At 62.9% G+C, this 26,231-nt stretch carries 37 protein-coding genes and 1 tRNA gene; 19 read left to right on the top strand and 19 right to left on the bottom strand.

Going from position 1 to position 26,231, the window contains the following annotated elements:
- Window positions 1–248: 248 nt before the first annotated feature.
- Window positions 249–872, top strand: a complete 624-nt coding sequence (locus KBI52_RS13145; protein WP_173946350.1) for a GNAT family N-acetyltransferase — start codon at window positions 249–251, stop codon at window positions 870–872.
- A gap of 54 nt (window positions 873–926) precedes the next feature.
- On the opposite strand, the gene KBI52_RS13140 is transcribed toward KBI52_RS13145, so the two are convergent.
- Window positions 927–1,316 carry a flagellar export protein FliJ gene (locus KBI52_RS13140; protein WP_173946349.1) on the bottom strand — a complete coding sequence of 130 codons (390 nt, stop codon included), beginning with the start codon at window positions 1,314–1,316 and terminating at the stop codon, window positions 927–929.
- Window positions 1,317–1,834: 518 nt separating this feature from the next.
- Here KBI52_RS13140 and ctrA point away from each other — a divergent pair.
- Both ctrA and KBI52_RS13130 read left to right on the top strand, forming a co-directional pair.
- On the top strand, window positions 1,835–2,536 hold the full coding sequence (gene ctrA / locus KBI52_RS13135) for a response regulator transcription factor CtrA (RefSeq protein WP_009763776.1): 702 nt from the start codon (window positions 1,835–1,837) through the stop codon (window positions 2,534–2,536).
- A 77-nt stretch (window positions 2,537–2,613) separates the two neighbouring features.
- Window positions 2,614–3,051, top strand: coding sequence for an EamA family transporter (locus tag KBI52_RS13130; RefSeq protein ID WP_210807964.1), 438 nt, complete (start codon window positions 2,614–2,616; stop codon window positions 3,049–3,051).
- Between the two features lie 9 nt (window positions 3,052–3,060).
- Here the strand turns inward: KBI52_RS13130 and chpT are convergent, their stop codons facing one another.
- Window positions 3,061–3,702, bottom strand: a complete 642-nt coding sequence (chpT, locus tag KBI52_RS13125; protein ID WP_173946347.1) for a histidine phosphotransferase ChpT — start codon at window positions 3,700–3,702, stop codon at window positions 3,061–3,063.
- Window positions 3,703–3,874: 172 nt separating this feature from the next.
- On the opposite strand from chpT, the gene KBI52_RS13120 reads away from it, so the two are divergent.
- The 3 genes from KBI52_RS13120 (at window position 3,875) to KBI52_RS13110 (ending at window position 6,655) form a co-directional block, all read left to right on the top strand.
- A complete protein-coding gene (locus tag KBI52_RS13120; RefSeq protein WP_173946346.1) occupies window positions 3,875–4,708 on the top strand; it encodes a 3'(2'),5'-bisphosphate nucleotidase CysQ in 834 nt (277 codons plus the stop codon).
- Between the two features lie 181 nt (window positions 4,709–4,889).
- A complete protein-coding gene (locus KBI52_RS13115; RefSeq protein ID WP_210807962.1) occupies window positions 4,890–5,492 on the top strand; it encodes a DUF1134 domain-containing protein in 603 nt (200 codons plus the stop codon).
- Between the two features lie 158 nt (window positions 5,493–5,650).
- Complete coding sequence (locus KBI52_RS13110; protein WP_210807960.1) at window positions 5,651–6,655, top strand: hypothetical protein; 1,005 nt, start codon at window positions 5,651–5,653, stop codon at window positions 6,653–6,655.
- A 36-nt stretch (window positions 6,656–6,691) separates the two neighbouring features.
- On the opposite strand, the gene KBI52_RS13105 is transcribed toward KBI52_RS13110, so the two are convergent.
- Window positions 6,692–7,045, bottom strand: a complete 354-nt coding sequence (locus tag KBI52_RS13105) for a hypothetical protein (RefSeq protein ID WP_210807958.1) — start codon at window positions 7,043–7,045, stop codon at window positions 6,692–6,694.
- Window positions 7,046–7,099: 54 nt separating this feature from the next.
- Window positions 7,100–7,963 carry a D-amino-acid transaminase gene (locus tag KBI52_RS13100; RefSeq protein ID WP_210807956.1) on the bottom strand — a complete coding sequence of 288 codons (864 nt, stop codon included), beginning with the start codon at window positions 7,961–7,963 and terminating at the stop codon, window positions 7,100–7,102.
- 123 nt (window positions 7,964–8,086) lie between these two features.
- Here KBI52_RS13100 and KBI52_RS13095 point away from each other — a divergent pair, with 123 nt between their 5' ends.
- Entirely contained in the window at window positions 8,087–8,692 is a 606-nt protein-coding gene (locus KBI52_RS13095) for a hypothetical protein (protein WP_173946341.1), read from the top strand.
- A 6-nt stretch (window positions 8,693–8,698) separates the two neighbouring features.
- Here the strand turns inward: KBI52_RS13095 and KBI52_RS13090 are convergent, their stop codons facing one another.
- The 10 genes from KBI52_RS13090 to KBI52_RS13045 all read right to left on the bottom strand — a co-directional run bounded on the left by KBI52_RS13090 (window position 8,699) and on the right by KBI52_RS13045 (window position 14,139).
- Complete coding sequence (locus tag KBI52_RS13090; RefSeq protein WP_152713681.1) at window positions 8,699–9,022, bottom strand: SWIB/MDM2 domain-containing protein; 324 nt, start codon at window positions 9,020–9,022, stop codon at window positions 8,699–8,701.
- 185 nt (window positions 9,023–9,207) lie between these two features.
- Window positions 9,208–9,660: a response regulator gene (locus tag KBI52_RS13085; RefSeq protein ID WP_210807954.1), complete on the bottom strand. Its 453-nt coding sequence runs from the start codon at window positions 9,658–9,660 to the stop codon at window positions 9,208–9,210.
- Window positions 9,661–9,740: 80 nt separating this feature from the next.
- Entirely contained in the window at window positions 9,741–10,781 is a 1,041-nt protein-coding gene (locus KBI52_RS13080; RefSeq protein ID WP_247654365.1) for a UV damage endonuclease UvsE, read from the bottom strand.
- 50 nt (window positions 10,782–10,831) lie between these two features.
- Window positions 10,832–11,185, bottom strand: a complete 354-nt coding sequence (locus KBI52_RS13075) for a response regulator (protein ID WP_210807949.1) — start codon at window positions 11,183–11,185, stop codon at window positions 10,832–10,834.
- Window positions 11,186–11,626: 441 nt separating this feature from the next.
- Window positions 11,627–12,334, bottom strand: a complete 708-nt coding sequence (locus KBI52_RS13070; RefSeq protein WP_173946337.1) for a hypothetical protein — start codon at window positions 12,332–12,334, stop codon at window positions 11,627–11,629.
- A 21-nt stretch (window positions 12,335–12,355) separates the two neighbouring features.
- The gene (locus KBI52_RS13065; protein WP_173946336.1) at window positions 12,356–12,772 is read right to left on the bottom strand and encodes a DUF3618 domain-containing protein; all 417 of its coding nucleotides are present in this window, start codon (window positions 12,770–12,772) and stop codon (window positions 12,356–12,358) included.
- Window positions 12,772–13,164, bottom strand: coding sequence for a phage holin family protein (locus KBI52_RS13060; protein WP_210807947.1), 393 nt, complete (start codon window positions 13,162–13,164; stop codon window positions 12,772–12,774). The genes KBI52_RS13065 and KBI52_RS13060 overlap by 1 nt, the downstream gene beginning before the upstream one ends.
- A gap of 11 nt (window positions 13,165–13,175) precedes the next feature.
- Entirely contained in the window at window positions 13,176–13,703 is a 528-nt protein-coding gene (locus tag KBI52_RS13055) for a hypothetical protein (protein WP_173946334.1), read from the bottom strand.
- Window positions 13,704–13,771: 68 nt separating this feature from the next.
- Window positions 13,772–13,942, bottom strand: coding sequence for a hypothetical protein (locus KBI52_RS13050; protein ID WP_210807945.1), 171 nt, complete (start codon window positions 13,940–13,942; stop codon window positions 13,772–13,774).
- Window positions 13,927–14,139, bottom strand: a complete 213-nt coding sequence (locus KBI52_RS13045) for a helix-turn-helix domain-containing protein (RefSeq protein ID WP_210807943.1) — start codon at window positions 14,137–14,139, stop codon at window positions 13,927–13,929. Before KBI52_RS13045 ends, KBI52_RS13050 begins: the two co-directional genes overlap by 16 nt.
- A gap of 228 nt (window positions 14,140–14,367) precedes the next feature.
- Here KBI52_RS13045 and KBI52_RS13040 point away from each other — a divergent pair, with 228 nt between their 5' ends.
- The 3 genes from KBI52_RS13040 (at window position 14,368) to KBI52_RS13030 (ending at window position 16,063) form a co-directional block, all read left to right on the top strand.
- Entirely contained in the window at window positions 14,368–15,099 is a 732-nt protein-coding gene (locus tag KBI52_RS13040; RefSeq protein ID WP_173946333.1) for a LuxR family transcriptional regulator, read from the top strand.
- 84 nt (window positions 15,100–15,183) lie between these two features.
- Window positions 15,184–15,828 (top strand): acyl-homoserine-lactone synthase, encoded by a 645-nt coding sequence (locus KBI52_RS13035; protein ID WP_210807941.1) that lies wholly within the window; start codon window positions 15,184–15,186, stop codon window positions 15,826–15,828.
- The gene (locus KBI52_RS13030) at window positions 15,815–16,063 is read left to right on the top strand and encodes a hypothetical protein (protein ID WP_210807939.1); all 249 of its coding nucleotides are present in this window, start codon (window positions 15,815–15,817) and stop codon (window positions 16,061–16,063) included. The genes KBI52_RS13035 and KBI52_RS13030 overlap by 14 nt, the downstream gene beginning before the upstream one ends.
- Window positions 16,064–16,140: 77 nt before the next feature.
- Here KBI52_RS13030 and KBI52_RS13025 read toward each other — a convergent pair whose 3' ends face one another.
- On the bottom strand, window positions 16,141–16,635 hold the full coding sequence (locus KBI52_RS13025; RefSeq protein ID WP_173946330.1) for a ferritin-like domain-containing protein: 495 nt from the start codon (window positions 16,633–16,635) through the stop codon (window positions 16,141–16,143).
- A gap of 146 nt (window positions 16,636–16,781) precedes the next feature.
- Between KBI52_RS13025 and KBI52_RS13020 the strand changes: the two genes are divergently transcribed.
- On the top strand, window positions 16,782–17,009 hold the full coding sequence (locus tag KBI52_RS13020; RefSeq protein WP_173946366.1) for a YgaP-like transmembrane domain: 228 nt from the start codon (window positions 16,782–16,784) through the stop codon (window positions 17,007–17,009).
- Window positions 17,010–17,065: 56 nt separating this feature from the next.
- Here the strand turns inward: KBI52_RS13020 and KBI52_RS13015 are convergent, their stop codons facing one another.
- Complete coding sequence (locus tag KBI52_RS13015) at window positions 17,066–17,332, bottom strand: GlsB/YeaQ/YmgE family stress response membrane protein (RefSeq protein ID WP_173946329.1); 267 nt, start codon at window positions 17,330–17,332, stop codon at window positions 17,066–17,068.
- A 147-nt stretch (window positions 17,333–17,479) separates the two neighbouring features.
- Between KBI52_RS13015 and KBI52_RS13010 the strand changes: the two genes are divergently transcribed.
- Window positions 17,480–17,647, top strand: coding sequence for a hypothetical protein (locus KBI52_RS13010; RefSeq protein ID WP_173946328.1), 168 nt, complete (start codon window positions 17,480–17,482; stop codon window positions 17,645–17,647).
- Window positions 17,648–17,741: 94 nt separating this feature from the next.
- On the opposite strand, the gene KBI52_RS13005 is transcribed toward KBI52_RS13010, so the two are convergent.
- The 3 genes from KBI52_RS13005 to KBI52_RS12995 all read right to left on the bottom strand — a co-directional run bounded on the left by KBI52_RS13005 (window position 17,742) and on the right by KBI52_RS12995 (window position 20,312).
- Window positions 17,742–17,818, bottom strand: a tRNA-Arg gene (locus KBI52_RS13005).
- Between the two features lie 105 nt (window positions 17,819–17,923).
- A complete protein-coding gene (locus tag KBI52_RS13000; RefSeq protein ID WP_210807937.1) occupies window positions 17,924–19,360 on the bottom strand; it encodes a HAMP domain-containing sensor histidine kinase in 1,437 nt (478 codons plus the stop codon).
- A gap of 157 nt (window positions 19,361–19,517) precedes the next feature.
- Window positions 19,518–20,312 carry a TVP38/TMEM64 family protein gene (locus KBI52_RS12995; RefSeq protein ID WP_210807935.1) on the bottom strand — a complete coding sequence of 265 codons (795 nt, stop codon included), beginning with the start codon at window positions 20,310–20,312 and terminating at the stop codon, window positions 19,518–19,520.
- A 267-nt stretch (window positions 20,313–20,579) separates the two neighbouring features.
- On the opposite strand from KBI52_RS12995, the gene rpmH reads away from it, so the two are divergent.
- The 7 genes from rpmH to KBI52_RS12960 all read left to right on the top strand — a co-directional run bounded on the left by rpmH (window position 20,580) and on the right by KBI52_RS12960 (window position 25,996).
- Window positions 20,580–20,714 (top strand): 50S ribosomal protein L34, encoded by a 135-nt coding sequence (gene rpmH, locus KBI52_RS12990; protein WP_027314822.1) that lies wholly within the window; start codon window positions 20,580–20,582, stop codon window positions 20,712–20,714.
- Window positions 20,715–20,732: 18 nt separating this feature from the next.
- Window positions 20,733–21,167, top strand: coding sequence for a ribonuclease P protein component (gene rnpA, locus KBI52_RS12985; protein ID WP_210807933.1), 435 nt, complete (start codon window positions 20,733–20,735; stop codon window positions 21,165–21,167).
- Window positions 21,160–23,019: a membrane protein insertase YidC gene (gene yidC / locus KBI52_RS12980; protein WP_210807931.1), complete on the top strand. Its 1,860-nt coding sequence runs from the start codon at window positions 21,160–21,162 to the stop codon at window positions 23,017–23,019. Before rnpA ends, yidC begins: the two co-directional genes overlap by 8 nt.
- A 135-nt stretch (window positions 23,020–23,154) precedes the next feature.
- Entirely contained in the window at window positions 23,155–23,820 is a 666-nt protein-coding gene (gene yihA / locus KBI52_RS12975) for a ribosome biogenesis GTP-binding protein YihA/YsxC (RefSeq protein ID WP_210807929.1), read from the top strand.
- Window positions 23,817–24,185, top strand: coding sequence for a DUF423 domain-containing protein (locus KBI52_RS12970; RefSeq protein ID WP_210807927.1), 369 nt, complete (start codon window positions 23,817–23,819; stop codon window positions 24,183–24,185). The genes yihA and KBI52_RS12970 overlap by 4 nt, the downstream gene beginning before the upstream one ends.
- Window positions 24,186–24,260: 75 nt before the next feature.
- Window positions 24,261–25,166 (top strand): acetylglutamate kinase, encoded by a 906-nt coding sequence (argB, locus tag KBI52_RS12965; protein WP_210807925.1) that lies wholly within the window; start codon window positions 24,261–24,263, stop codon window positions 25,164–25,166.
- A gap of 83 nt (window positions 25,167–25,249) precedes the next feature.
- Entirely contained in the window at window positions 25,250–25,996 is a 747-nt protein-coding gene (locus tag KBI52_RS12960; protein ID WP_173946320.1) for a pyrimidine 5'-nucleotidase, read from the top strand.
- Window positions 25,997–26,231: the final 235 nt, after the last annotated feature.

Here is a 26,231-nt window from a genome sequence, read left to right as displayed (position 1 = left end):
GCCGGCAGAACTCCCTCGCTGGTTTCTTCTGTGCCCACAATCCCATTGTTCCGCAAGGGGATTATGCCTTGCCGCAGCATGACATAAGGTTCAATTCCGGCACCCGCTACGGGAGGCGAAGGCCCGGGCGGTTCCATGGAAGCTGGGATGCATGTCGGGCCTGCCACCGAAAGGGAGTGACGCGGGGCCGCGATGCCCCTATCGAGCGTCGTCCCTTTTCCCCCCATCGCGTCCACAAGGCCTGACCCATGACGACGGAACCTGCAGCGGCCCTCAACCTCGACGGCTATACGGACCTGCCGCCCGGCAAGATCGCCGCGATCGTCACGTATCTCGAAATGCGCGAGCGCCCCAGTCCTTCGCCCTTTTCCAAGCCCGCCGGCTGGAGCCTTCGGCGGATCGATCGGGATCGCCCGCGCTACCGGGCGCTGTTCAAGGCGATCGGCGAACCCTGGCTCTGGTTCAGCCGCGTGGTCATGGCCGACGACAGGCTGGCTTCCATCCTCGACGATCCCGACGTGGAGGCCTATGCCCTTCACGACGGCACGGCCGATGTAGGGCTGCTTGAACTCGATTTCCGGGTCGACCGGGAGGTCGAGCTGGCGTTTCTTGGCCTCGTTCCCGGGTTCATCGGCCAGGGCGCCGGCCGCTTCCTGATGAACGAGGCTATCGCCCGCGCCTTCGCCCGGCCGACCGAGCGCTTCTTCGTCCATACCTGCACGCTCGATGCCCCGGGGGCCCTCGCCTTCTACATGCGGTCGGGCTTCACGCCTTACCGGCGCGCCATCGAGGTGGCCGACGATCCTCGCCTCCTCGGGTTCCTCCCACGGGATGCCGCCCCCCAGGTGCCGATCCTGACGGCTCAGACATGAAAAAGGACGCGGTCGGTCGAGCGCGCCCTTCGATCACGTGGATTGTTCGGACGGTCAGGCGGTGGCGCGGACGGCCCGGCCCTGTCCGGTCTGGCTGATGGCGGCATCGAGGGTCCGCTCGCGATCCTCCAGGCTCTCGGCCTTCTTCAGCTCCTCGAAGGCCTCGCCGAGCTCGGCTTTCGCGTCGTCGAGCTGGATGTGAAGGTTCTGAGCCGAGTGGCGGAGGTTGTCGCGGCGCTGGGCCGCGGCGCGCGCATAGGTTGGATAGGCAAAGTGGTTCGGGTCGGCGATGCCGGCCTTCTGCTCTTCCGCCGCGATCTCCCGGTCGAGGTCAGCCGCCATGCGGTCGAACTCGGCGATCATCATCTCGATCTGCGCCACCCGCCGACGCTTCTCGTCGACCTGAAAGCGCTTGAGGCGGATGAGCGTATCCCGCGACTTCATCTTGATTCAACTCCACACGTCGCTGTTTCACTGCATCTCACGGATCGCTCAGTTATCCGCCAGACAGGCCTGACCATCGCCCATGGAGGTTGAGCTTTCCTTACCGGCTGCGACAAAAAATTTCCTATCCCGGGGCTCCCCTGAGGCGCGCCTGGGCCCGGGAGCGACATCCTCCGGGTTTGTAAACCTTTCGTTTACCGGTTTCGTTAACACTGGGTCGGTCACGGGCGCGGCCAGACCGGATCCGCCTCCGGATTCACCTGAAACGCTTAGGTTACAAGAATTTGGGATGATGTGAGGCGGTTCCCTATGGTTACCCAGAATCCACAGGACAATCGTCTTCGGCGGATGATCTGCCGGCCAAGGTCGTTAAGCGCTTGCATCCCAGAATCAGTGTTTGTTAACCATTCTGAATTAGCGTTTCGAATCAGTTCAAAAGAGCATCCGTCGCAGGCCCGGCGTCGGATGGGCAGCCCTCCGCTGCTCTCAAGCTCAAGGGCAAGGGCTGGGGATTGAACATGCGCGTACTTCTGATCGAAGACGACAGCGCGACAGCGCAAAGCATCGAACTGATGCTGAAGTCCGAGAACTTCAACATTTATACGACGGATCTCGGCGAAGAGGGCATCGACCTCGGCAAACTCTACGATTACGACATCATCCTTCTCGACCTGAACCTGCCCGACATGTCGGGCTACGAGGTTCTGCGGACGCTCCGCGTCGCGAAGGTGAAGACCCCGATCCTGATCCTGTCCGGCATGGCGGGCATCGAGGACAAGGTGAAGGGCCTCGGCTTCGGCGCCGACGATTATCTCACCAAACCGTTCCACAAGGACGAGATGGTGGCCCGCATTCATGCGATCGTCCGCCGCTCGAAGGGTCACGCTCAGTCGGTGATCACCACTGGGGACTTGATCGTGAACCTCGATACCAAGACGGTCGAGGTCAGCGGCGCCCGCGTTCACCTGACCGGCAAGGAATACCAGATGCTGGAACTCCTCTCCCTGCGTAAGGGCACGACCCTCACCAAGGAGATGTTCCTTAACCACCTTTACGGCGGCATGGACGAGCCCGAGTTGAAGATCATCGACGTCTTCATCTGCAAGCTGCGCAAGAAGCTCGCCAATGCCTCGCAGGGCCGCAACTATATCGAGACCGTCTGGGGCCGCGGCTACGTGCTGCGCGAGCCGAACGAGGCGGAAGAGCGCATCGCGATCTAAGCCTCGCGATCGACTACAAACCCAAAAAGGCCCGGTTCAGACCCGGGCTTTTTTGTTGACGGCGCATGGAGGCCCTCATGAAATCCGTTCTCGTCTCATGGCAGTTCTGGGCGCTGCTTTCCGCCGCCTTCGCGGCTCTGACGGCCATCTTCGCCAAAGTCGGCATCGAGCAGATCAACTCGGACTTCGCCACCTTCATCCGGACGGTCGTGATCCTGTTCGTCCTCGGGGGAATTCTCATCGCCAGCGGCCAATGGCAGGCGCCTACCTCCATCTCTGGAAGAACCTACCTTTTCCTTGTCCTGTCCGGATTGGCCACGGGTGCGTCCTGGCTCTGCTACTTCCGGGCCCTGAAGCTCGGCGATGCGGCACGCGTCGCCCCGCTCGACAAGCTCAGCGTCGTGCTCGTCGCCCTGTTCGGCGTGCTCTTTCTGGGCGAGAAGCTAGCGATGCCGAACTGGATCGGCATCGCGTTGATCGCGTCGGGCGCGGTTCTCGTCGCCTATAAGGCTTGACCGGCGGCCTCAGGCCATGGCGGCCTTGATCGTCACCTCGTCACCCTCGATGCTGAACGCGACGCTCATGCTCGAGGCGCGCGCCACCATGCCGGCATAGTAGATCTGGATGCCGTGAGCATCGACGGTGCCGGTTTCAGAATTGCCGGCCAGCAGCGCCTCGGAATGCGCGGGAATGCGGGCGTTCAGGCCCTTCGAGACGATCGTGAAGGCGCAGTTCTCCGCATCTCCCGTGACGGTCACGGCAATCGAGCCGCCCCGCGGAATGGCCGCAGTGGCGATCATGACGAGATTGAGGAGCAGCTTCACCCGGTTCTTCGGGAAGAGAAGCCGAGGTGAAGACCAGGAGAAGGAGATCTTGTCGTCGAGGAAAAGTCCGCGGGCTACCTGTTCGGCGTCGCCGAGGTCGATCGAAGCGCCCGCCGATCCGGCCGCCCCGAAGGCGAGGCGCGCGAACTGCAGCCGGGCGGAGGCCTGGCGGGCGCTCTTCTGAATGAGATCGAGAGCGAAGTCGCGCATGGAGGCGTCGTTGTCATCCTCCAGAACCTCCAGCCCGTTGACGATCGCGCCCACCGGGGAAATCACGTCGTGGCAGACGCGCGAGCAGAGGAGAGCGGCGAGGTCGAGCGAATCGAGCGAGATCGTGGCCATGAGGGCTCCGGAAGCACCGTAATGTCAGCTATGTGTTCATGAAATCGAAATTTCGACCAGAATGCATACAGCCAAACAGGAAAGAGAACGTGAACCGGGATACCCGGCTATGAGTTCTTTGAAAAGCGGGCAAAAAGAGATCGACAGTTCTTAAGGGAGCAGGCACAAAGCCATGATGCGCTTCGATGGTCAAAATCCCGACGAGATCGCCCTCAAGCTCGCCCATATCGCCTGGGAGGCAGGCCGCATCCTGCGCGGCATGGAAAGCGCGATCGTCGACAAGCGCATCAAGGATGACGGAACTCCGACGACGGCGGCGGATCTCGCAGCCGAACACCTGATCATCCAACGTCTCGACGAGGCGTGGCGCGGCGTCCCGGTCGTGGCGGAGGAAACCTCCAGCTCCACGCAGACGGACGACTACTTTTTCCTGGTCGATCCCCTCGACGGCACGGGGGATTTCATTCACGGCACGGGTGAATACAGCGTCAATATCGCGCTGATCCATGGCAACAGGCCCATGGCGGCCGTGGTGGCGGCTCCGGCCATGGGATCGGTGTGGATTGCCGGGGATACGGCCCGGAAGAGTCCCCTCCCCAACGGGCTGGAGACGGGGTTCGACTGGCGCGAGGCGAGGGTTCGTCCGGCCCCGGAAAAGGACCTCGTGGCCCTGGTGAGCCGCCGTCATGGCGACATGGCGACGGAAACCTGCCTGTCCGTCCTGTCGATTGGCACACGACGCATGACCTCGTCGGCCCTGAAATTCTGCCTCATCGCGTCCGGCGAGGCCGATGTCTATGTGCGCTGCGGCCCCACCATGGAATGGGATACGGCAGCCGGGGATCACATCCTCACCTGTGCGGGCGGCAGCGTTGTCGGACCGGGCGGCGCTCCGCTGACCTACGGCCACGAAGGAAGGGGCTATCGCAACGGTCCCTTCGCGGCCATCGGAGACGCGGCTCTGGCGACACGCCTCGATCTGCCGGTTTCGGCCTCGGTCGCCTGAGGCTTGCAGCCGATTTGGGAGCCTCGCGGGACATTGGCGGTCGGAATGATGAATCCCGCACGTCCATCAGGCTCTCCGTACAGAGATTGTTAGGGTTGATGATCTTAAACTTCGGGCCTCGATAGCAGCCCTCCGGCCCGAACGGCCGGACGCACCCCTGTCTCATGCGAGGAGATAGCCCATGCGCTCCCGATCCACGTTCCTTGCGGCAGCGGCCTTTGCCGCGCTGGTCGGCGCCCTGCCCCTCCAGGTCTCGGCGCAATCCGTTCACCGCGCCTACGCGAGCAATCCCGGCAATCCCAACTCGTTCAATTCCAACGAACTGGTCGAATCGGGGCACCAGTTCTTCGGTTCGGCCTCCCGCGGCATCGCCCTTGCTCTGCAGGAAGCGATTCGGCGTTGGGGCGAGCCCAACGGCTACATCCTGGGCCAGGAAGCCTCCGGCGCCTTCTTCGGCGGCCTGCGCTACGGCGAGGGCAAGCTTTTCACCCGCAATGCGGGAGACCGCCGCATTTTCTGGCAGGGACCGTCGCTGGGCTTCGATGTGGGCGGCGACGGAGCCCGCACCATGATGCTCGTCTACAACATGCCCTTCACCGAGGCCCTCTATAAGCGCTTCGTGGGCATCGACGGCTCGGCTTACTTCATTGGCGGCTTCGGTGTGACGGCCGTGGCCGCGGACGAGATGATCGTGGTGCCGATCCGGGCCGGCGTCGGCGCACGCCTCGGCGTCAATGTCGGGTATCTGAAATTCACTTCGGAGCCGACCTGGAATCCGTTCTAGGACACGGCGCGGGTCAGCATCTGCTCGCCCGCCAGTGGAAACGGCCCGCGAATGCGCTACAACGGGCCGTCTGGGGCCAGATGGCTCTGGAAAGCTGCGCAGGCACAAGGCAAGGTGCTTGAGCGTTACCGGTCAAGCACCTTGGAGTTGGCGTCCGCGTGATCGAAAGCATCATGATCTTTGCGCTGGGATTCGTCGCAGCATCCCTCATCGCGCTTCTCATCATCCCGGCCGTCAATGCGCGTGCGGAGCGCTTGGCCCGGCGCAGGGCCGAAGCTCTGTTTCCCATGTCGATCTCGGAACTGACGGCGGAGAAGGACCACCTCCGGGCGGAATTCGCCGTGCTGCAGCGGCGGATCGAGCGCAAGGCCGAGGAGGCCCTCGCCTTCAAGCACGAGAGCATGGAAGAGCTGGGCCGGCGGGCTATCCGCATCGAGGCGCTCGAAGCCACTCTCACCGAACGGGACAGGACGGTGTCGGAACTGGAGACCAGGCTGGCCGAGACCCAGACCCGCCTGGCAGCCGCCGAGGCCGATCAGACCCAGACGCAAACCTATCTCTCGAGCACGCGCGAGACGCTGGCCGCTCTCGAAAATGCCCACCGCGCCACCCTGGATGAGTTGTCCAACACCCGCATGGAACTGGATCTGGCGCAGCAAGACCGCGCCAAGCTCAGGAACGAACTCATCCACGCGGACGAGAAACTCTCCCGTCTCGAGACTGAGTTCACGGATACGCAACGGCGGCTCACGGCCTCGCTGAGCGAACTCGATACCAAGCGCATCACCATTTCGGACCTCGAAACCCGCCTGATGACACAGACCGCCCGCGGCAACGACTTCGAGAGAGCGCTGGGCGAACGCCACAGCGAGCTCTCGGACGAGCGTCTGCGCTTGGCCGAGCTGGCCAAGAGTCTGGCCGCCGAGCAGGAGCGCGGCCTGATCCTGGAGCAGAAAATCCGGGAGATCGAAAGCGAGCGGGACGAGGTCCAAGCCCGCTCTGCGGGACTGGAAAGCTCGCAAGGCGAGAACGACGAGCTGCGCCGCGAGATCTCCGAGGTGGCCGCTCAGATCATGAAAAGCGGCGGTCAGCCAGAGAACGGGAGAGCCCGCGAAAACACCAGGTCACGCGACGGCAAGCGTCGTCGCTCGGCGGGAAAGTAGCACCCGCCGGCAACGGACTTGTCGAGGGCCGTGCACCTACTTTGGATCCACCTGCTGATTGCCCCCGGGACTTCCTGGTGGGCGGATGACCGGGGTGGTGCCCGGATCGGGAACCGGCGCCGGTACGGTGATGTCCGGTGAGGCGTTCTCCGGCGGACGGATCACCCCGTCGGAACGCTCCAGCTTGTCGCTCAAGGTGTTGGTCGAACCAGTCTCCGAGGGTCCGTTCGTGCCGGAGAGATTGCTGTCCGGCTCGACCTTTTCGGCCGGCATCTGGCTGGGAGCAGGCATGTTCGGAGCCTGCTGCCTCAGAACCTCGGGGTTTTGCGCCAAGGCAGCCGTGCCGAGGCCGGTTGCCAGGATGGTGGATAAGACCAGCACACGCTTCATGGGGTCGCTCCTTTGAGAAGGCAACGGGCGACCCAGGAGCGGGTTCCGGCCCAGCTACTCGGCTGCCAGGGCCGGTGCGCCGGCCATGGCCAGGTAGAGCTCCCGCAATCGTTTCGTGATCGGGCCCGGCTTGCCGTCGGCAACGGCGCGCCCGTCGATGGACACAACGGGAAGAACGAAGTTCGATGCGCTTGTGAGAAAGGCCTCCGCGGCGTCATAGGCCTCCTCGACCGTGAAACGGCGCTCCTCGAGCACGATCCTGGCTTCCTTCGAGAGTTGCAGCAGCGATTTGCGCGTGATGCCCGGCAGGATGGCGTTGGACAAGGGACGCACGACGATGCTGCCGCCTTTCGTCACGATGAAGGCACTCGACGAGCCGCCCTCCGTCACGAAACCGTCCTCCACCAGCCAGGCCTCCTGCGCACCGGCCTCCCGGGCCGCCTGCTTGGCGAGAACCTGAGCGAGCAGGTTGATCGACTTGATGTCGCGCCGCTGCCAGCGCAGGTCTGGCACGGTGATGACGGCGATCCCCGTCTGCGCAGCGGGTGCGGCGGCGATGGCCTTGGCCTGGGTGAACATTGCAACCGTCGGCTTGGTATCCTCCGGGAAGAAGAAGTCACGCTCGGCGACACCGCGAGTGACCTGGAAGTAGATGAAGCCTTCCGTCATACCGTTGCGATGCGCGAGCTCTTCCTGGAAAGAGGTCCACTCCGCCCTGGTGTAGGGGTTGGTGATGCGGATCTCGGCGAGCGAGCGCTCCAGCCGCTCCAGATGCGCCTCGTTGTCGATCAAGCGCCCGTCGAGCATGCCGATGCCCTCGTAGACCCCATCCCCGAACATGAAGCCACGATCCATGAAAGGCACCTTGGCCTCTTCGATGGGCAGGAAGGATCCGTTCAGGAACACGATGCGGGACATGGGACCTCCAAAGTCGTAACCCGACTCAACCAAGCTTAACCTATGGGCAGACGAGCGGTCCGATCTATATGACCTGGGGCACCCACAGCGATGCTGGCGATAGGTACCCCCATCATGAGATCGATGCCACTTCTCATTTTGAAAACCCTTCCGTTCCTGTTCACCATTTCATCGGCTACGGCAGGCGCGCTTCCGGCTCAAAGCTGGTTCAACCAGCAGGGCTATGTCGGGCCGTCAGGAGGCCGGATCATTGCCTGCCACGGCTATGGGTGCGTGCGTCGGCAGCAGATCTCGGTCGACGGGACATGGATCGACAGGGCCAGGGCCGCTCTGAAAGCCGGCCAAGCCTCGCCCGACGCGGAGCGGCGGGCCTTGGGCGAGGTGGTGCGGGCCTATACCGCCTATCTTGCGACATCCCTGGGCGGAAAGCCCGATGTGCCGGGGTCTCCTCCTCAGATGTCGGGCGTTTACGGTCAGATGGACTGCCTCGACGAAACCACGAACACGACGAGCCTGCTCCTGGTTCTGCAGGAACAGGGCCTTCTCTCCCATCATATCGTCGAATACCCGGAGTCGCGGGGCTTCTTCCTCGACGGACGCTATCCGCATTTCACGGCCGTCATCGCGGAAAAGCGGACCGGCGCGGCCTGGGCCGTGGATCCCTGGGAGAAAGCGCCCGGTCAGCGGCCGGATATCCTGCCGCTCACGCAGTGGCGGCAGGATTCCTAAAAGCGCCTACTTCAGGTGCTGGGCGAGGTGCTTGTTCATCTCGAACATCGTCACCTTCGGCTTGCCGAAGATCGGCTTCAGCTTGTCGTCGGCGAGAATCTCGCGCTTGTTCTCTGGGTTCTGAAGGTTGTTCTTCTTGATGTAATCCCAGATCTTGCTCACGACCTCGCCCCGCGGGAGCGGATCCGAGCCTACAATGGCGGCCAGTTCCTTGGACGGCTGCAGAGGCTTCTGAAGAGCATTGGGCTTGGAGCCGGCAGCCTTCTTAGCGGCAGGCTTGTCTGCAGCCTTCTTCGCACCGGCTTTTCCGTCTGTAGTCTTGGTCGGCATGTATTCCTCCGGGAATGGTATGGGAAAGCTCGTCGACGGCCCTCACTCAGGCCCGAAGAGCTCATTGACCGGCCTTCGGTCGGACGTCGCGGAAAGGCATACCGGAGCCCGGCCCCCTGACAGAAGGTCAATTCCGGCAGAGCTTATGTCCGCTCAACGTCATCAGCAAGCCAGAGTTCAGGAATTTAGGCGGTTTTCGGAAACGGGAGGATCTTGGCCGCCTGTTCGGCTGGGGGCCGTGGACTTTTGGCAACATGGCTGAAGCGCCTTGTCCGCTCCGCCGCGGAAATCACATGGGACACGATGGCTTCATTGGGGCACGGCTTGGCCAGAAACGCCGCTCCGGGCGGCAGGTCGCCCTGGGAGGGCCATTGCCGTCCCGACATGATGAGGATCTCGGTCTCCGGCCACGAATGATGGACCCTGTGAGCCAGTTCGAACCCGTTGCAACCCATGGGCATATCCACGTCCGTCAGGAGGACGTTGACGGGAAGGCTCGCCTCGAGAAGCACCAAGGCCTCAGTTGCGTTGGCAGCTTCGACCACCTTGAAACCGGCATCTTCGAGAAGATCTGATATGAAGAGGCGGATGAGAGGCTCGTCTTCAACGAGGAGAACGGTGGAAGGCTCGGCGGACATTGACTTCTTGACTCGTTGCACAATGTCCGACAACGCCGCCAAAACGGTTTGGTTCCAAGCCCATGAATGCATGTAGGGTGTTATGCCGTAACATCGCCCAATGCGTGATGCTCCGCTATGTGTTGAGCCAAGCCTTCTGAGGCGATGTTCTTCAGTTTCGCTTCGATTTCAAAGTCGGACCACTCCAAATGGCGCATCACCAGATCATTGATGGCCTCGTTCCACATGAGATCCGAGTGGGCGCGCAGATCCCTCGGCTTGATCCCTGCCGCGATGAGGGCCTGAAAATCCGGCAGTGACCCGATGTCCTGATCGGGCAGCAGGTCTTCCCGGGACACGCTGACATGGCTCACGGGACGCGCGCCGCGCCAGGACGCGATGATGCGTGCGATCCGGGGGTCGCCTGGCTCGATGTACTCGCCCTGGCTCATGATCCAGTGATGATGCAGGTCGAGGACGAGCGGCACGTCATCCGTGAGCGGCAGGAGGTCGTCGAGGCCGAAACTGACCTCATCGTTCTCGATCGTGATGAGATTGCGGGCCGTGTTCGACAGATGGGCAAGCCCGCTCCGGATGCCCTCGGCTCCCAGCGCCTTCGCACCGCCATGGATGTTGATGTGGGCGCCGTGCGGATGCCAGCCGTCTCCGTAGCCCATGAGCGCCATGATCTCGGCATGGTACTCGAACTCCGCCAGACCGTTCGCCGCCGCCGCAGGATTGGCAGAAGCGATGACGCAGAACTGGCCAGGATGCATGCTGAGCCGCACGTCGCTGTCGCGGGCGAACCGCCCCGTGGCCGCGAGTTTCGTTTCGATCAAGCGGCGCAGATCCGGGTCGCGGTAGAATTCCCGGCAGCCTGGATGAGTGTAGCCCGGAAGAAGATCGCTCGACAGGCGGTGCAGACGCTCGATTGTCGGCCGGGTCGCCACATGGGCGATCTGCAGCCGGAACGCCTCCAGGTTGTGAGACACGACCGCACTGAGTTTATCGAAGGCCGCCCTCGGATCGAGCCGGCCGAGATAGGCCATGGTCACCGTGCTCGTGTTCATCGCCCGCCCGGACTGGGCGTCGCCATCCTCGGGAATGTACTTGCAGCAGAAGCCGAAACGGGAATCTTTCATGACCAGGGATGACGTCATCGGGTCGTGCCAGGTTCCCGCCTGCGGCGTCATCAGCAGGGCAGACGATTGACGGTGAGGTGCTCGACGGATTGGAGAAGCGCTCGCTCTTCGAACGGCTTTGCGACGAAGGTCACCTGTCGAAGTGCTTGGGGCAGATCGCAGGGTCTCGAAGCAGATACGAAAACGAACGGAATGCGTCGCTCGATAAGTGCTTCGGCCACGCCGAAACTCTTCCCGCCGATAACGTCGATGTCGAGCAAGGCACAATCGAACTCGTCATCGAGATGTCGGTATGCTTCGTCGAGGGAACCGAGCGAGTCGACGATTTCATGCCCTTCGGATTCGAGAATGGATTGCAGATCCGTCGCAATCCACGGATCGTCTTCCAGGATCAGAATACGCATGCCCCAACTCCACCCTCCGATCCGCAAGCGGATCGTTTCTCGCACCACACTCATCGGGGATAGGAAAGTTTATCCTTGTGCAGAGCCAACAAGTTGGGAGGCTCCTCGTTCCCTCATGTCTCTCCAACAAGGGTCTTTCGAAGAAACAAGGTTAAGAAAGGGGTCAGGCTCGATTCATCGGCCAGGAGCCATTCATCGTGAAACCCTTGAAATCATGGATCGTCCTTCCCATCTCGCGATCACCCTGGTGGCATCATCGCCTGCCAGAAACGGTCACGATGCCGAGACGATGACGCCGGATGTACGCGCATCGTTTCGCCGTGGCCGTTGTCGTATTTCCTGTCTCTTCGACGCATGACTCGACCCGTTGAGAACGGACAATGAGCCAATAGAAACGCCGGCTTTCGCCGGCGCTTCCGATCGTGTCATGCGGCTCAAGCGTCAGTGTTGGTTGGCGTCCCGCTGTCCGTTGAACTCGCTTTCATGCCGGCTGAAGCGCGCGTCGTCGCCGTTGAACGTCTCTTCGACATATTCACGGCCGCGATTGGCAGCATCACGGGCGTAGCGAAGGCCCTGATTGCGCACCTCGTCCGCCCACTCGCCGAACATCTCGTTCTCACGGCGGGTGCGCGGCAGCAGAGCGCCCAGGAGAAGACCCGCGGCAAGCCCGACGAGGCCGACGACCATCGGATTTTCCGACACATAGTTCTGAACGCCACCGCGGGCGTTGCCGAAAGCGCGGGCCGAGCGGCCACCCATCTGGTTCACGCGGCGGCGCTGGCCCTCATAGGTACTGGATGCCCATCCGGACGCCCGATCGTAGGTGTCGCGGGCCCAGTCGGAAGCTCCCTCATAGGCATCTTCCGCCTTCTGGCGCACCTGATCGGCCGCCTGCTGGGCCTTGCCGGCCATGGAGTCGCTCTGCCCCTGCGCATTCTGCTGAGACGACTGGTTCCTCTGCTGGCCTGCGCCCTGACTTCCGCCCGCGGAACCCGATGCTTGAGTGGATTTCTGCTCATGAGCATGAGGCATCGGCGCCTCGCCGATATTGCCCACCGACGTTCCGGCAGAGACATTGCCCGTCGTCCCGGACGGGGCTCCGCTCGGCTTGTCCGTCGGCTTGCCGGCTTCATTCTTGGTATTAGCCATAGGAAACTCCTGTTCTATTCATCAAAAGCGGGAATTGACGCCGGGACGCTCGAACATCGGATCGGACGAATGCAAGGGCGCGACCTCAGCTCCATAGAGGCGAGGATCCTCCATCTCCATCAGGAGATGCTCCTCGGTGATCAGATCCTCGTCCGCCGCGATCAAGCGGGTTCGCCGCGGCGCCGCGGACCGTCCGAGCCTGTAGGCGAGAAGCCCGATACCCATGGCGATCAGCATGACCGGCACCGGATTGCGTCTGACGGTGTCAAGAACCTGTTCGTAGAGGGGTCCGTACTGGCCGTTCCGGGCCGTACCGAGCATGTCGTCGACGACACCGGAGACGGACATCTTGTCCTGTAGACGATCGATGGTCTGGTCGAGCTGAGCGCGGCTGCGCTCGATATCCCGCTCCATCTCCTGCAGACTCTGTGTCGTCATCATGCACCTCTTTCGGACAGGACTTCCGCATCACGCTTGAGCGAGCGCATCGTCCGCTGCGGCATGAGCGTAGACGAGGTCATGGCGCTGCGTCCCCAGAGCCCGAGACCGATGGCGATCAATGCCAGCACGCCGCCAACGATCAGCGCGGCAAGCGCCTCCGAATTGACCACAGTGGCGAGCCACTCGACCAGCGACTCGGTCAGCAGCATGAGGGCCGCGATGGCGAAGACTGCCGCGACCACCACCATGGCGAGGCCTAAGAACAGAGTGCGGATATTCTGGGAAACCTCGGTCTTGAAGAGGGTGAATTCCTTCTGGGCAAGATCGGTCGATTCCCGGAGCGCCTCACCGACGAGGCCCTGAATGGTTTGGTTGCCGTTGCTCTGCATGGCAGCCTCCATCAGGCGCCGGCTCTGGAACGCGCGTGCTGGGCCTGGCGCGCACGAGCCTGCCCACCCTGTCCCCGGCCGGCATTCATACCATCGTAGCGAAGATCCTCGGCCGTGCTCTTGATGAAGCGCGCCGCGAGGAAGCCGACGGCCACGGATACAGCCGCGACGGTCGCCGGACGACGCCGGACCACATCCTCGAACTCGTTGAAGAAGTCCGCGAAGGTGCGCTCTCGGATGGATTCCGCAAGCTGCTCCAGTCCTTCGGCTGCCGTATCGACCACGGCACGGATGTTGGGCCGCTCATCGAACGAATGGGTGGATTCCCGCAACGAAGTGGCAAAGTCTGCAACGGATTGCGCGACATCATCCTTGCGGCGGTCGACATAATCCGTCGCCTGCTCCCTGGCGGAATCGATGAAGTAACGGCTGCGCTCCACTGCAACGCCTGCGATATCGCCGACATCACCCTTCAGCGCATCCCAATCCTCGTTGCCGTTGTCCTGCTGCCTGTTGGTGTTTTGCTGTCCCACGCCCATGGTCAACCTCTCTCAATCGTGAGTGAGTAACCATTAGAAGCGCGGCAGGTTCCGAACGTCCCCGAAGCTCAATGCTTTAGAGGGAAATTCGTGGTTTGCCAGGTTCCAGGCGAGAGACCTGGCTCGCCGATGCAAGCCAAACGAAGATCCGCGACTTTCAGGCGGGCTTCGTTGTCTTTCAGTTTCAAGAAGCCGCGTACGAGCCGGTCGCTGTCAGAGGTCCTCAGAAACTCGGCCATGAGGCTGTCGTTCGTAAACCCGCTGCCTGCAACCCGGGAACGCCCGCGAAGAAGAACTCGATGTCGACGTCGAGAATGCCGGCGATGTGGAGCAGACGGCTTGCGTCGATCCGATTAACCCCCTTCTTGCATTTCTGCACCTGCTGGAACGTGAGCCGAGGGGCATCCGCGAGCTTCTCCTGGCTTAGTCCGAGCATGACGCGCCGGTCTCTGACGCAACTGCCGATGCGCCTATCGACCTGATCCGGGGGACTTCTTCTGCAACAATCGCTCCTGCCGTTGCGCCAGGCACACCTTTCGGGATGGGGAACCGGCTCTACCCACGGCGCGCCATGCGATACCTGGGCGATTGTATGCCACTTCCAAAACTTTTGGTAGTATAGTTATTATATTAACCTGTAGGTTGAGATAACCACGAGGTCTCCGTGAGCGGCCGAAGCCCTGATCATTCGATAGAAGCCTTTGATTTTATTGAAAAATTGGATCACTTGGCTACTCCTGATGAAATCATCAATGCGATGGAGCGATCCTTCGCCCGCTTCGGCTTCGAGAACTTCATCATGACCGGGCTACCGCATCCGGAGCAACGGATCGAAACACTGGTTCTGCTGAAAAAGTGGCCGATGGATTGGTTTCGCCGCTACACTCGGAACGGGTACGACCGCCACGATCCCGTCATCCGCCTTTGCCGGCGAACCGTCCAACCCTTCGAGTGGGCGGACGCCCCTTACGATCCGGACACAAACCCGAAGGGGCTGGAGGTGATGCACGGGGCCGCGGAATTCGGCATGAAGCAGGGCTATTGCCTGCCAATCCATGGGCTTAACGGCTTCGAAGCTTGCCTTTCCATGAGCGGCCCACAGCTCGACCTGACACCGCAGACCAAGCCGGCGCTCCATCTGATGGCCATATACGCATTCGAACGGGCGCGACTGGTCTTGGCACCCGCTCCCCAACCCAACCCGCTGACCGCCCGGGAGAGAGAGACCCTGCGCTGGGCGGCCTTGGGCAAGTCAGCCGCCGACACGGGCGAAATCCTGGGCGTGACGGAGAGGACCATCACGGCCCATATCTGCAGCGCCTGCCAGAAGCTGAGCGCTGCCAACAAGACTCACGCGGTCGCTCGGGCGCTTCAGCACCGCCTGATCGACCTTTGACGTAAAAGCACCTGTAGTTTCCTACAATACTCAAGTGCCGCGGGCTGTGGAGACTGCTCCCCGATCCTTCGGAGGGCATGGGGCATGACCACTATTCAGGTAATTACGCGCGACAACAAGGCAGGCTATTCCGAGATTCTCGACGAGTATTTCCAGCTTCGGCATCAAGTTTTCGTCGAGGAGAGAGGTTGGCAGACCCTGAGACGTCCCGACGGGCGGGAGATGGATTCCTACGACAACGATCATGCGACCTATCTGGTCGCCCTGGACAAGGGACGGGTTATCGGCGGCCTGAGACTCTACCCCACACTCCTGCCGCACATGATCAGCGAGACCTTTCCCCATCTCCTTAGAAACCGGAGCGTCCTGAGGGGGCCGTCGGTCCTTGAATGTACGCGCTACTTCATCGTCAAGGAACGGCGGACCGGTCGCACGGATTGCCGCCTCCTGGCAGCCTTCCAGCAATTTTGTCTTGAGGAGGACGTTACGGAAGTCACGGCCATCGTCGAGATGTGGTGGCTGCCCCGCTGGCATCAGGCCGGATTCCGGGCCCGCCCGCTCGGTCTGCCGACGACGATTGAGGGCCAGCCCTGCATTGCAGCGGCCATCCAGATCTCCGAGGCGAGCCTGGAGCATGTCAGCCGATTGGCCGGCCTCCACGGCTCCTTCCTCTCGCGAATGTCTGGTGTCGCCTCCTACGATGAGCGGGTGCCGCATGTCGCTGCCTGACGAGAACCCTCCCCTCTCCTCCTGCATACAGGAGGAGATCATCGACCGCGCGTCTCAGAACTTGGCGCATTTCCTTGGCCAATTTCCTCCCATCGTCCGGTTGAGGCTCCTCGCCTTCATGCATCTGGTGGAATATCCCGACACGATGAGAGCCTCGCTCGAGATCACGCCATCGGGATCCATGCGCCTGACCTTGGACACGAAAATTACGCCGGACCCTGCTCATCGGCATTGAAGCCTGTCTTCTGAGCCGAATGCGAAGAGGCCCCGTGCTCTCCACAAGCACGGGGCTGTGCACTCGATGCGATTTCCTCAGGCCGCTTTCATATTCACGCGGGCTTCCGCGAGGTCGGTCAACAGCTTGTCGGTCTTCTTCTCTTCCTGAAGGTTCTGATCAAGAAGCTTTGCGGCATCGCCCATGCCCAGTTCCTGCGCCCAGGTCTTCAGGGAGCCGTAGCGGGTGATCTCGTAATGCTCGACGGCCTGCGCGGCCGCCAGGATGCCGGCATCGAGGGCCTCGCTGTCCGCGAAGTCTTCCATGACTTCCTTGCCTTCCTCGATGATCCCGTTGATGGCCTCGCATTGCACGCCGCGGGCTGGCTTGCCGATCATCTCGAAGACCTTCTCCAGGCGCTCGATCTGGCCTTCGGTCTCGTCGCGGTGGGTCTCGAAAGCCTGGCGCAACTCCTCCGACTCGGCATTCTTGGCCATTCTCGGTAGAGCCTTCAGAATCTGCTTTTCGGCATAGTAGATGTCCTTCAGCGTATGAAGGAACAGGTCGTTCAGGGTCTTTTCCTTGGCTGCCATTGTAACAACTCCTCGGTTGAGCGTGGACTCAACGAAGGTCAAGCTTTGGGGTTCCTGCGGTTTTCAGCTTCATGTTTCGAGAGGAACAACACGGCTTCGCGTCGCGTTCGGCCAAGGTCTGAACAAGGAGAACCGATGTGACGAACATGATGGATGGAGAGCCCAACCTCAGCACGGTCGAGCGCGGGGCCTATATGCTGGCCGGCCTCGGCCTCGCGGCGGCGGCCGCAAAACCACGCCCCAATCCCCTCTTGAATATCCTCGCGCTCGCAGGCGGCTCTTACCTCGCCTGGCGCGGCTATGTGGGCAACTGCCCCGTCAAAGCGGCCCTCACAGGCACGGGCGGAAGCGGCCGCATCGCTCACGACAGCTGATGCGAGAAGGGCCACAGCAGCGCTGCTGTGGCCCTTGGCGTTGAGATCGGAAGAAATCAGTACGACGACGTGGAACGACGTCCGGCGATCAGGCCGTAGATGAAGAGGACGATAATCGCTCCGACGATCGCCCCGATGAACCCTGCCCCCTCGTCGGCCCGGTACCAGCCCAGAGCCTGGCCAAGATAGGTCGCCACGACTGCACCCACGATGCCGAGGATGGTCGTCAAAATGAAGCCCGACGGCTCGTTGCGGCCAGGCATGATCCACTTTGCGATCACACCAGCCACGAAGCCGATGATGATGGTCCAGATAATGCTCATGATGCGGTCCTTAGTCTGCGTTGCCTCCACAAGGAACGCACAGCTTCGGCTAAGGTTGCGGCGGACAGATTTCCCAAGCATTCTTTTTCATGATCTCGCCTCACTTGCGGCAGACGCTTGCGCTTCATTCGCATGGAGATGCCTGCCATGAGCCCTGTCGGAGAAAACTGGAACTACGAATCCGTTCAAGCTCTTCTGTCCCTTGCCCGAGAGGGCATCCCGGTATCGGTGATCAGCCTGAAGCTGAAGCGACCGGTCACCGAGATCCGTGCCAAGCTCAATGACCTCGGGGTCACTCCAGCGGCCGAAGTATAGGATCCAGGGACATCCATTCGGCGATGTGAGGCTGCGGCGTGCGAGGCCGCAGCCTCGAACCTTCGACTTGGATGCATCGATGTCGGAAGGAAAATGGCGCGCCCGAAAGGATTCGAACCTCTGACCCCCAGATTCGTAGTCTGGTGCTCTATCCAGCTGAGCTACGGGCGCTTGATCGGCAGGTCGTTGCGGGAAGCAACGTTGGCCGAGGCCGGTGACATAGAGGGATCTGATCCGGTTGGCAAGCCTCTTCGTGCAGAAGACGTGCGGAAAGCCTCAGTTTGTCCCCGCGAACGATAGGCGGTCCGGGATCATGATCTTGAAGCAGGTTTTGCCATGGCCCTCGTCGAGGGTGATCGTCCCGCCGTGAAGCTGAACGAGTTCCGCCGCGATCGGCAGGCCCAGGCCCGTTCCTCCCTTTTGGGTGGAGCCCTGGAAGGGCGTGAACAGGTTGGCCTTTGCCCTCTCGGGGATGCCGGGACCGTTGTCCTTGATCAGGATGCACACCGTGCCGCCCTCCCGTGAGGCGCTTACGTCGACCCGGGGCTGTCCCTCCGGCGAGCCGGTCTGGCTCAGGGCCTGGACCGCGTTGCGGACCACGTTCACCAGGACCCGGGAGAGCTGATCCGGATCCGCGTCCACCATGAGATCTCCGGGAACCCGCGCTTCGAAGACGATCCCCACCTCGGGAGCCAGGTCCGTCAGGTTCGACAGCTCGTCGATCAGGGGCGCCAGGGGAATCATCCGCCGCTGCGGCAGCGGCTCCGTCGCCCGGCCATAGGCCAGAGTGGTCTCGCAGAAGGCGATGGCACGGTCGAGGGTGCTGACGAGCCGGGGGGCGATGCGCTGCACGCTCTCGTCGCTCACCCGGTCGAGACGATCCGTCAGGAGCTGAGCCGTCGTGAGCATGTTGCGCAGCTCATGGTTGATCTTGCTCACGGCCAGCCCCAGTTGCGCCAGACGCCGCTTCTGGCGCAGTTCGTCCGCCAGGGTCGTCTCCATCCGGGCCAAGGCCTGCTCGGCGAGGCCGATCTCGTCGACCCGGTCGGTCGGCCGGATGACCCGCGAGGCATCCTCCGGGTTGCTGGAGAAATCCGCGATATTCCCGGTCAGCCGCCGGACGGGCCGTACGATGACCCATTGCAGGGTCAGATAGACGAGGCTCGCCGTGATGATGGAGATGAAGAGGGACAGGAACAGAATGTTGCGCGAGAATTCGATCATGGCACGGCGAAGGGGCGCCTGATCGAGGATCATCTCGACGAATTCCACTCCCATGCCGGCCCCGATGACCCGAATCGGCTTGTCGGCAGGGTTGAACAGGGCATCGAACGCGTCCTGGACCAGCGTCATCCACTTGGCGTCGCGCAGATCCACCGTCTTGCTCACCTCCGGCGGCACGTCACCGGTGGCCAGCAGGCTCCTGCGCCCTCCCCCCTTCAGGGCGATGGCCTTGGCCCCGACCCCGTGAAGGAGGCGCAGTTCCAACTCTTCGGACAGGCTCTCCTCGGGCGCGGCATCGAGCACCATGGCGGCGATCTGGGCCGCCGCCAGGCGGTCGTTGAGCCAGGTCAGCCGGAAATTGGCCACCGAGGGCACATATATGAGCACCTCGGCGATCATCACGAAGAGGACCGTCAGCAGGAGCAGGCGTGCGGAGAGCCCGAACTGGCTCAAAAAGCGTCCTGCCAAAGTGGTCTGCTCGCGGCTCATTCCGGTTTCATTCCAGGCGGCGCACCAGGGATCCTGTCGCCATGGTCACGGATTTTGGGCTGACGGCTCGAGAAACTCCACCGCCGGGTCCAACATCGGTTGGGATAAATGGAGTCAGGGCTGAATCAAGTCCGTCCCCTCTCCCACCCCTCGGCCGTCATCCCTTGCCGGGAACGCGCCCGCGCCAATGTCGCAGCGCAACCGGAACCAGCGCCAATATTCCCAAGATAGCTAGAGCGGTCATCAATTCGGGCGTCAACAGACTTCCGGGGCTGAAATCGATGCTGCATTCACTTCTGCCCGCGGCAAGGCAATCGGCTCGGATCTTCTCATGCCTGGACATTGCCTCGTCGAGGCCCGACCCGGCAACGGCAAAGGCGAAGGAGACCGGCAGCATGCCCAACTGGGTGGCCAGCACGAACGACCTCACCCGCATGCCGAAGAAGGCGGCCGCGAGATTGGTCAGCCAGAACGGCACGACCGGGATCAGGCGCAAGGACAGCAGATAGAGGAAGGCCTGCCTGCGAAAGCCCGCCGCGAGGCTTTGGATCCGGGGACCGGCCCGCTGCAGGAGCGGACGCCCCAGGGAGGTGCGGGCGATCAGGAAGAGGCTGCTCGCCCCTAGGGTAGCCGCGACGGAGGCGGCCGCTCCGCCGGTCGGCCATCCGAAGAGATAACCGCCGATGGTGGTCAGAAAGGCCGAGACCGGCAGCGACAGGGTCACGGCCACGACGTAGATCAGGCCGAAAAGCCCCAGCATCACCCATCGATGGGCTGCCACGAGTCCCTGAAGCCAGGATTGGTAGCGGATGAATGCTTCGAAGCTCAGAGAGCGATGCAGACCTGTGGCGAAGATGCTGCCGATGGCCAGGGTGAGCAACACGAGAGGCAAAATGCGCCGGAGACGGCTCGGCTCTCTTGGGCTATCAAGTTTTGGCTGCGTGTCGGGCACGGCCCCTCCTGAATTCCATGCCTTATGTAGGGCTTCGCCGGATCGGGCCTACCGGTCTGCCGGGGCGGCCATACCACCGGGCCGATTGCCGCATAAAGACCAGAGCGGCGTTGACTTTGCCCCTCCATTCCGTCATAAGCCCGCAAGCTGACAGCGCTCTTCTGGGGCGCTGATCGTTTTTTCGAGACAGTTTCGGGGGCAACCCCATCATTACCAGACGGGCGCGAGCCATCGAGCACCGCTGCCCCATTCGACCGGAGATGTGCCGTGAAGAGGACGTATCAACCGAGCAAGCTGGTTCGCAAGCGCCGCCACGGCTTCCGTGCGCGCATGGCGACCAAGGGTGGCCGCAAGGTCATTGCCGCTCGCCGCGCCCATGGCCGCAAGCGCCTGTCGGCGTAAGCAGCCTAGGATCGCCCGATGCGCGAGCCTCGCGCAGAGCTAAGCCTCGGGCGTCTGACGAAAAGACCTGACTTCGTCGCGGCGGCCTCTGGCCGCCGCTTTCATACCGAGCGGATGTCGGTCCAGGCTCGATTGCGCGAAGGCTCCGGCCTCGGCCTGCGGTTCGGTCTCACGGTCACGAAGCGGGTTGGTCACGCCACCGAGCGCAACCGGATCAAGCGCCGGCTCCGGGCCGCCATTCCCACGGCGGGCCGGGATTACGCGAATATCGATGCGGACGTCGTCGTCATCGGACGCCGCGACATCCTCTCCGCCGATTTCGACGTGCTCATCGACGATCTTCGGCGCGCCCTGCGGACGGTCACCAAGCCGAGAAGCGCGGCTCCCGCAGAGCGTCCCAAATCTTCCTCACCTCCCCCCAACGGCGAGCGTCGCGGACATTCCAATGCGTGAAGACAATAGAAACCTCATCGTCGCCATCGCCCTGTCGCTGGCGATCTTGCTGGGCTGGCAGTACTTCTTTGCGGCTCCACAGGCGGAGCGGCAGCGGCAGGCCGCCCAGCAGGCGCAGTCCACGCAGGTCAATCCCAATGCGCCCAATCCGCCCGCGAGCCCGAGCCAGGCCGGAGGAGCCTCGCCCACCGTGCCGGGAACGGTACCAAGCACCCCGTCGGCTCCTTCCGTCCTGACCCGCGAGGCCGCCCTCGCCGCCTCGCCGCGCGTCGCCATCGACACCCCCTCCATCGCCGGCTCGATCAACCTGCGCGGCGGACGCATCGACGATGTGGCGTTGAAGAACTACCGCGAGACGGTCGACCCCAAGAGCCCGATCATCGTGCTCCTGTCGCCCACCGGCGTCCAGAATCCCTATTACGCGGAATTCGGCTGGATCGGCGCACAGGCTGGCAGCCTGCCGAACCAGAATACGGTGTGGACGGCCGACAAGACCTCGCTGACGCCGGGCAGCCCGGTCACCCTGACCTGGCAAAATGAGCAGGGCTTGGTCTTCCGGCGGACGATCTCGGTCGACGACAAGTTCATGTTCACGGTGAAGGATGCGGTCGAGAACCGCGGCACCGCACCCGTGACCCTGCAATCCTACAGCCTCGTGTCCCGCCACGGCCGTCCGGTCACCCTCGGCTATTACGTGCTGCACGAGGGCATGATCGGCGTTCTCGGCGACGAGGGCCTGCAGGAGCTCACCTACGCGAACCTGGACAAGAAGGAGCCGATCTCGGGCGGCAATACGGTCGGCCAGATCTGGAACTCGGTCACCGGCGGCTTCCTCGGCATCACCGACAAGTATTGGGCCGCCGCCGTCATTCCCGACCAGACGCAGCCTTTCCAGGGCTCCTTCACCTCTCAGCAGGGCCAGACGGCGGACCGCACCTACCAGGCCACGATCGCCGGCGCGTCCCAGACGCTCCAGCCCGGCGCGACTACGGAAGTGACCCAGCGCCTGTTCGCGGGCGCCAAGGAGGTCGCGACCGTCGATGCCTATCACGAGCGGTACAGCATCAAGAACTTCGATCTCCTGATCGATTGGGGCTGGTTCTACTTCATCACCAAGCCGCTCTTTAAGGTGCTCGACTTCTTCTTCCACCTGTTCGGCAATTTCGGCATCGCGATCCTGCTCGTCACGGTGCTCCTGAAGATCCTGTTCTTCCCGCTCGCCAACAAGTCCTACGCCTCGATGGCGAAGATGAAGGCGGTGCAGCCGGAGATGGCCTCGATCCGCGAGCGCTATGCCGACGACAAGATGAAGCAGCAGCAGGCGCTGATGGAGCTCTACCGTAAGGAGAAGATCAACCCGGTCGCCGGCTGCTGGCCGGTGCTGATCCAGATCCCGGTGTTCTTCGCGCTCTACAAGGTGCTCTTCGTCACCATCGAAATGCGCCATGCACCGTTCTTCGGTTGGATCCGCGACCTCGCAGCACCGGATCCGACCACGATCTTCAACCTGTTCGGCCTCCTGCCCTACAACCCGGGTGCGGTGCCGGTGGTCGGCCACTTCCTGATGCTCGGCGTTTGGCCGATCATCATGGGCATCACCATGTGGCTGCAGATGAAGATGAATCCGGAGCCGCCGGACCCGGTTCAGAAGCAGGTCTTCGCCTGGATGCCTGTGATCTTCACCTTCATGCTCGGCTCGTTCCCGGCCGGCCTCGTGATCTACTGGGCCTGGAACAACCTGCTCTCGGTGACCCAGCAGGGCTTCATCATGAAGCGCAACGGCGTGAAGATTGAGCTCTTCGACAACCTGCGCAAGACCTTCAGCCGCAAGGCCAGCCCGGCCAAGGGCTGACCGGCCACGGATCGACCAGGATCATCCCCGGGCATCGTCCCGGGGATTTTCGTATGGGGCGTTGCGATCCAACGCCCCGACAGGAATTCAACCGGATGCCTTGAAGAATGCCGTCCGAGCGCCGATAAGGACCCCATGACCGAGACAAGCCCCCCGAACCCGGACGTCGACCCCTTCCTCAAGATCGGCCGCAAGCTCTTTGCCGGCGAGGCGGACTTCATCTGGGCGGCCAATTCCCTGAAGAACCTGCCGCCCATGAGCAAGGTGGAGATCGCCTTCGCGGGGCGCTCGAACGTCGGCAAGTCGAGTCTTGTCAACGCCCTGACCGGGCGCAACACGCTCGCCCGCACGTCGCATACGCCGGGCCGCACCCAGCAGCTCAACTTCTTCAACATCAACGACCGCTTCCATCTCGTCGACATGCCCGGCTACGGCTATGCCGCCGTCGACAAGGAGAAGGTCGCGGCCTGGACGCAGCTGATCCACGACTACCTGCGCGGCCGGGCGAGCCTTGCCCGCGTCTATGTGCTGATCGACGCCCGCCACGGCATTAAGCCGGTGGACGAGACGGTGCTGCAGACCCTCGGCACCGCCGCGGTCTCCTACCAGATCGTCCTGACCAAGGCCGACGAGCTGAAGAAGGGCGAGCTCGACAAGCGCATGGCCGAGACCCTGCAGAAGATCGAGAAGCGCGCCGCCGCCTATCCGGAGATCCTGGCGACCTCGAGCCGCACCGGCTTCGGCATTCCGGAACTGCGCGCCAAAGTCGCCCAGCTCCTGAGCGAACGGGGCGCGGGATGAGCCTCGCTGCCCGCCTTCTCCTCGTCCTGGCCTCCCTGTCGGGCCTCCTCGGCGTGGGCCTGTCGGCGGCCGCCGCGCACATCACGGGTGGCAATCTCGCCACGGCGGCCCAGTTCCTGCTGTTCCACGCCCCCGCCCTGCTCGCCCTCGTGGCACTGATCGCAGCCGGGGTCGTGAACCCCCTGTTGGCCCAGATCGCCGGCTACGTGCTGATTCTCGGCCTTGTCCTCTTCTGCGGCGACCTTGCCCGCCGGGCCTTCTCGGGCGCGGCGCTCTTTCCCAGGGCCGCCCCGACGGGAGGAATTCTCCTCATGCTGGGGTGGGTGCTGGTGGGGATCTCGGCGCTTCTGCGCCTGCGAGCCTGAAGTCGCTGTTTGCACCGGCCCATCCTTCGGCTAGAAGGCAGGCCGTTTGATCCTGATCCCGCGCCGGAGCCGTTCATGTCCGATCCGTCTACGCCCCTCCCCGACGTTCATGTGCAGGCCGAAGTGCTCGTGCAGGCCCTGCCGCACATGCAGCGCTACGACCAGCAGGTCGTCGTGATCAAGTATGGCGGCCACGCCATGGGCGACCGGGCAGCCGCCGAGGACTTCGCCGAGGACGTGGTTCTGCTCGAGCAGTCGGGCATCAAGCCCATCGTGGTCCATGGCGGCGGGCCGCAGATCGGCCGAATGCTCGAAAAGCTCGGCATCAAGTCCGAGTTCAAGGGCGGGCTTCGCGTTACGGATGCGGCCACGGTCGAGGTGGTCGAGATGGTTCTTGCCGGCTCCATCAACAAGCAGATCGTCGGCTGGATCGGGGCCGAGGGCGGCAAGGCGGTCGGGCTGTCGGGCAAGGACGGCAACATGGTCACGGCCCGCAAGGTGACCCGGACGGCCGTCGACCCTGATTCCAACATCGAGAAGGTGGTGGATCTCGGCTTCGTCGGCGAGCCGGAACACGTGAACCGGGCGGTGCTGGACCAGGTGCTCCAGGCCGAGCTGATTCCCGTCCTGGCCCCGGTGGCGACCGGCCACGACGGCCAGACCTACAACGTCAATGCCGACACCTTCGCCGGGGCCATCGCCGGCGCCCTGACGGCCAAGCGCCTCCTGCTCCTGACGGATGTCCCGGGCGTCCTGGACAAGAACAAGAACCTGATCCCGGAGATGACGATCGAGGATTGCCGCCGCCTGATCGCCGACGGCACGATCACGGACGGCATGATCCCGAAGATCGAGACCTGCATCTATGCCCTGGAAAAGGGCGTCGAGGCGGTCGTCATCCTCGACGGCAAGGTGCCCCACGCGGTGCTCCTGGAGCTGTTCACCGATCATGGTGCCGGCACCCTGATCCGGAGGGGCTAAAGCGTCGCCCTTCACGGATCGACCGAAAACCCCTATATTTCCGTCAGTGGGGCCGCACGGCCCCATTGTCGTCTTTGGGATCCATGAACGCGAAACCGTCTGCCGAAAACCATCTGTCATCCGCCGGCTCCCGGCTTTTCTCGCATGTGGAGACCTGGGTCTTCGACCTGGACAACACGCTCTACCCGCACACCTCCCGGGTCTGGCCGCAGATCGACCAGCGCATCACGCTCTACATCACCGAGCTCTTCGGGCTCGACGGGCTGTCCGCCCAGGCTCTGCAGAAGTACTTCTATCACAAGTACGGCACGACCCTGCGGGCGCTCATCGACGAGTACGACATCGATCCGCACGACTTTCTCGACTTCGCCCACGACATCGACCACACGGATATCGAGCTGAACCACAGCCTGGGCGAAGCCATCGAGAGGCTGCCGGGCCGCAAGCTCATCCTGACCAACGGCTCGCGCAAGCATGCGGAGAACGTGGCGAGGAAGATCGGCATCCTCGACCATTTCGAGGACGTGTTCGACATCGCGGCCTCGAATTTCGTGCCCAAGCCGGACCGGCGCGCCTACGAGATCTTCCTCGAGAAGCATGGGGTCGAACCCTCCCGATCCGCCATGTTCGAGGACATCGCCAAGAACCTGACCGTGCCCCACGAGCTCGGCATGACGACGACGCTCATCGTTCCCAAGACGTTCGATCCGTTCCGGGAAAGTTTCGAGCAGGAGGCCGTCCAGACGCCGGACATCGACTACATCACCAACGATCTCGCGGACTTCCTGCGCGCCTACGCGCTGCCGGCGAAAGAGAGCCGGGCTCGATAGGCCGGCATTCCACGTCCCGATCATGATGCTGCGAGGCGCGGTGCCTGTCCGGATCGGAATGGCGGGTGCTGACACCCCCTCCGTCATCACCGGCCCTGTGCCGGTGATCCCGCTCCTGTAGGGCGCTGCGCCTCACCGGATCGGGATGGGCCCGTCCTGATCCTCTCCGCGTCATCACCGGGCTTGTCCCGGTGATCTCGATTGTCTGAGGTGCGGCGCTCTTCCGGATCGGGAT

This window comes from Microvirga sp. HBU67558 (genome assembly GCF_018069605.1).
Lineage (GTDB): Bacteria > Pseudomonadota > Alphaproteobacteria > Rhizobiales > Beijerinckiaceae > Microvirga > Microvirga terrae.
Note: the sequence above shows the minus strand (reverse complement) of the source record. Positions and strands in the feature narration are given on the sequence as shown.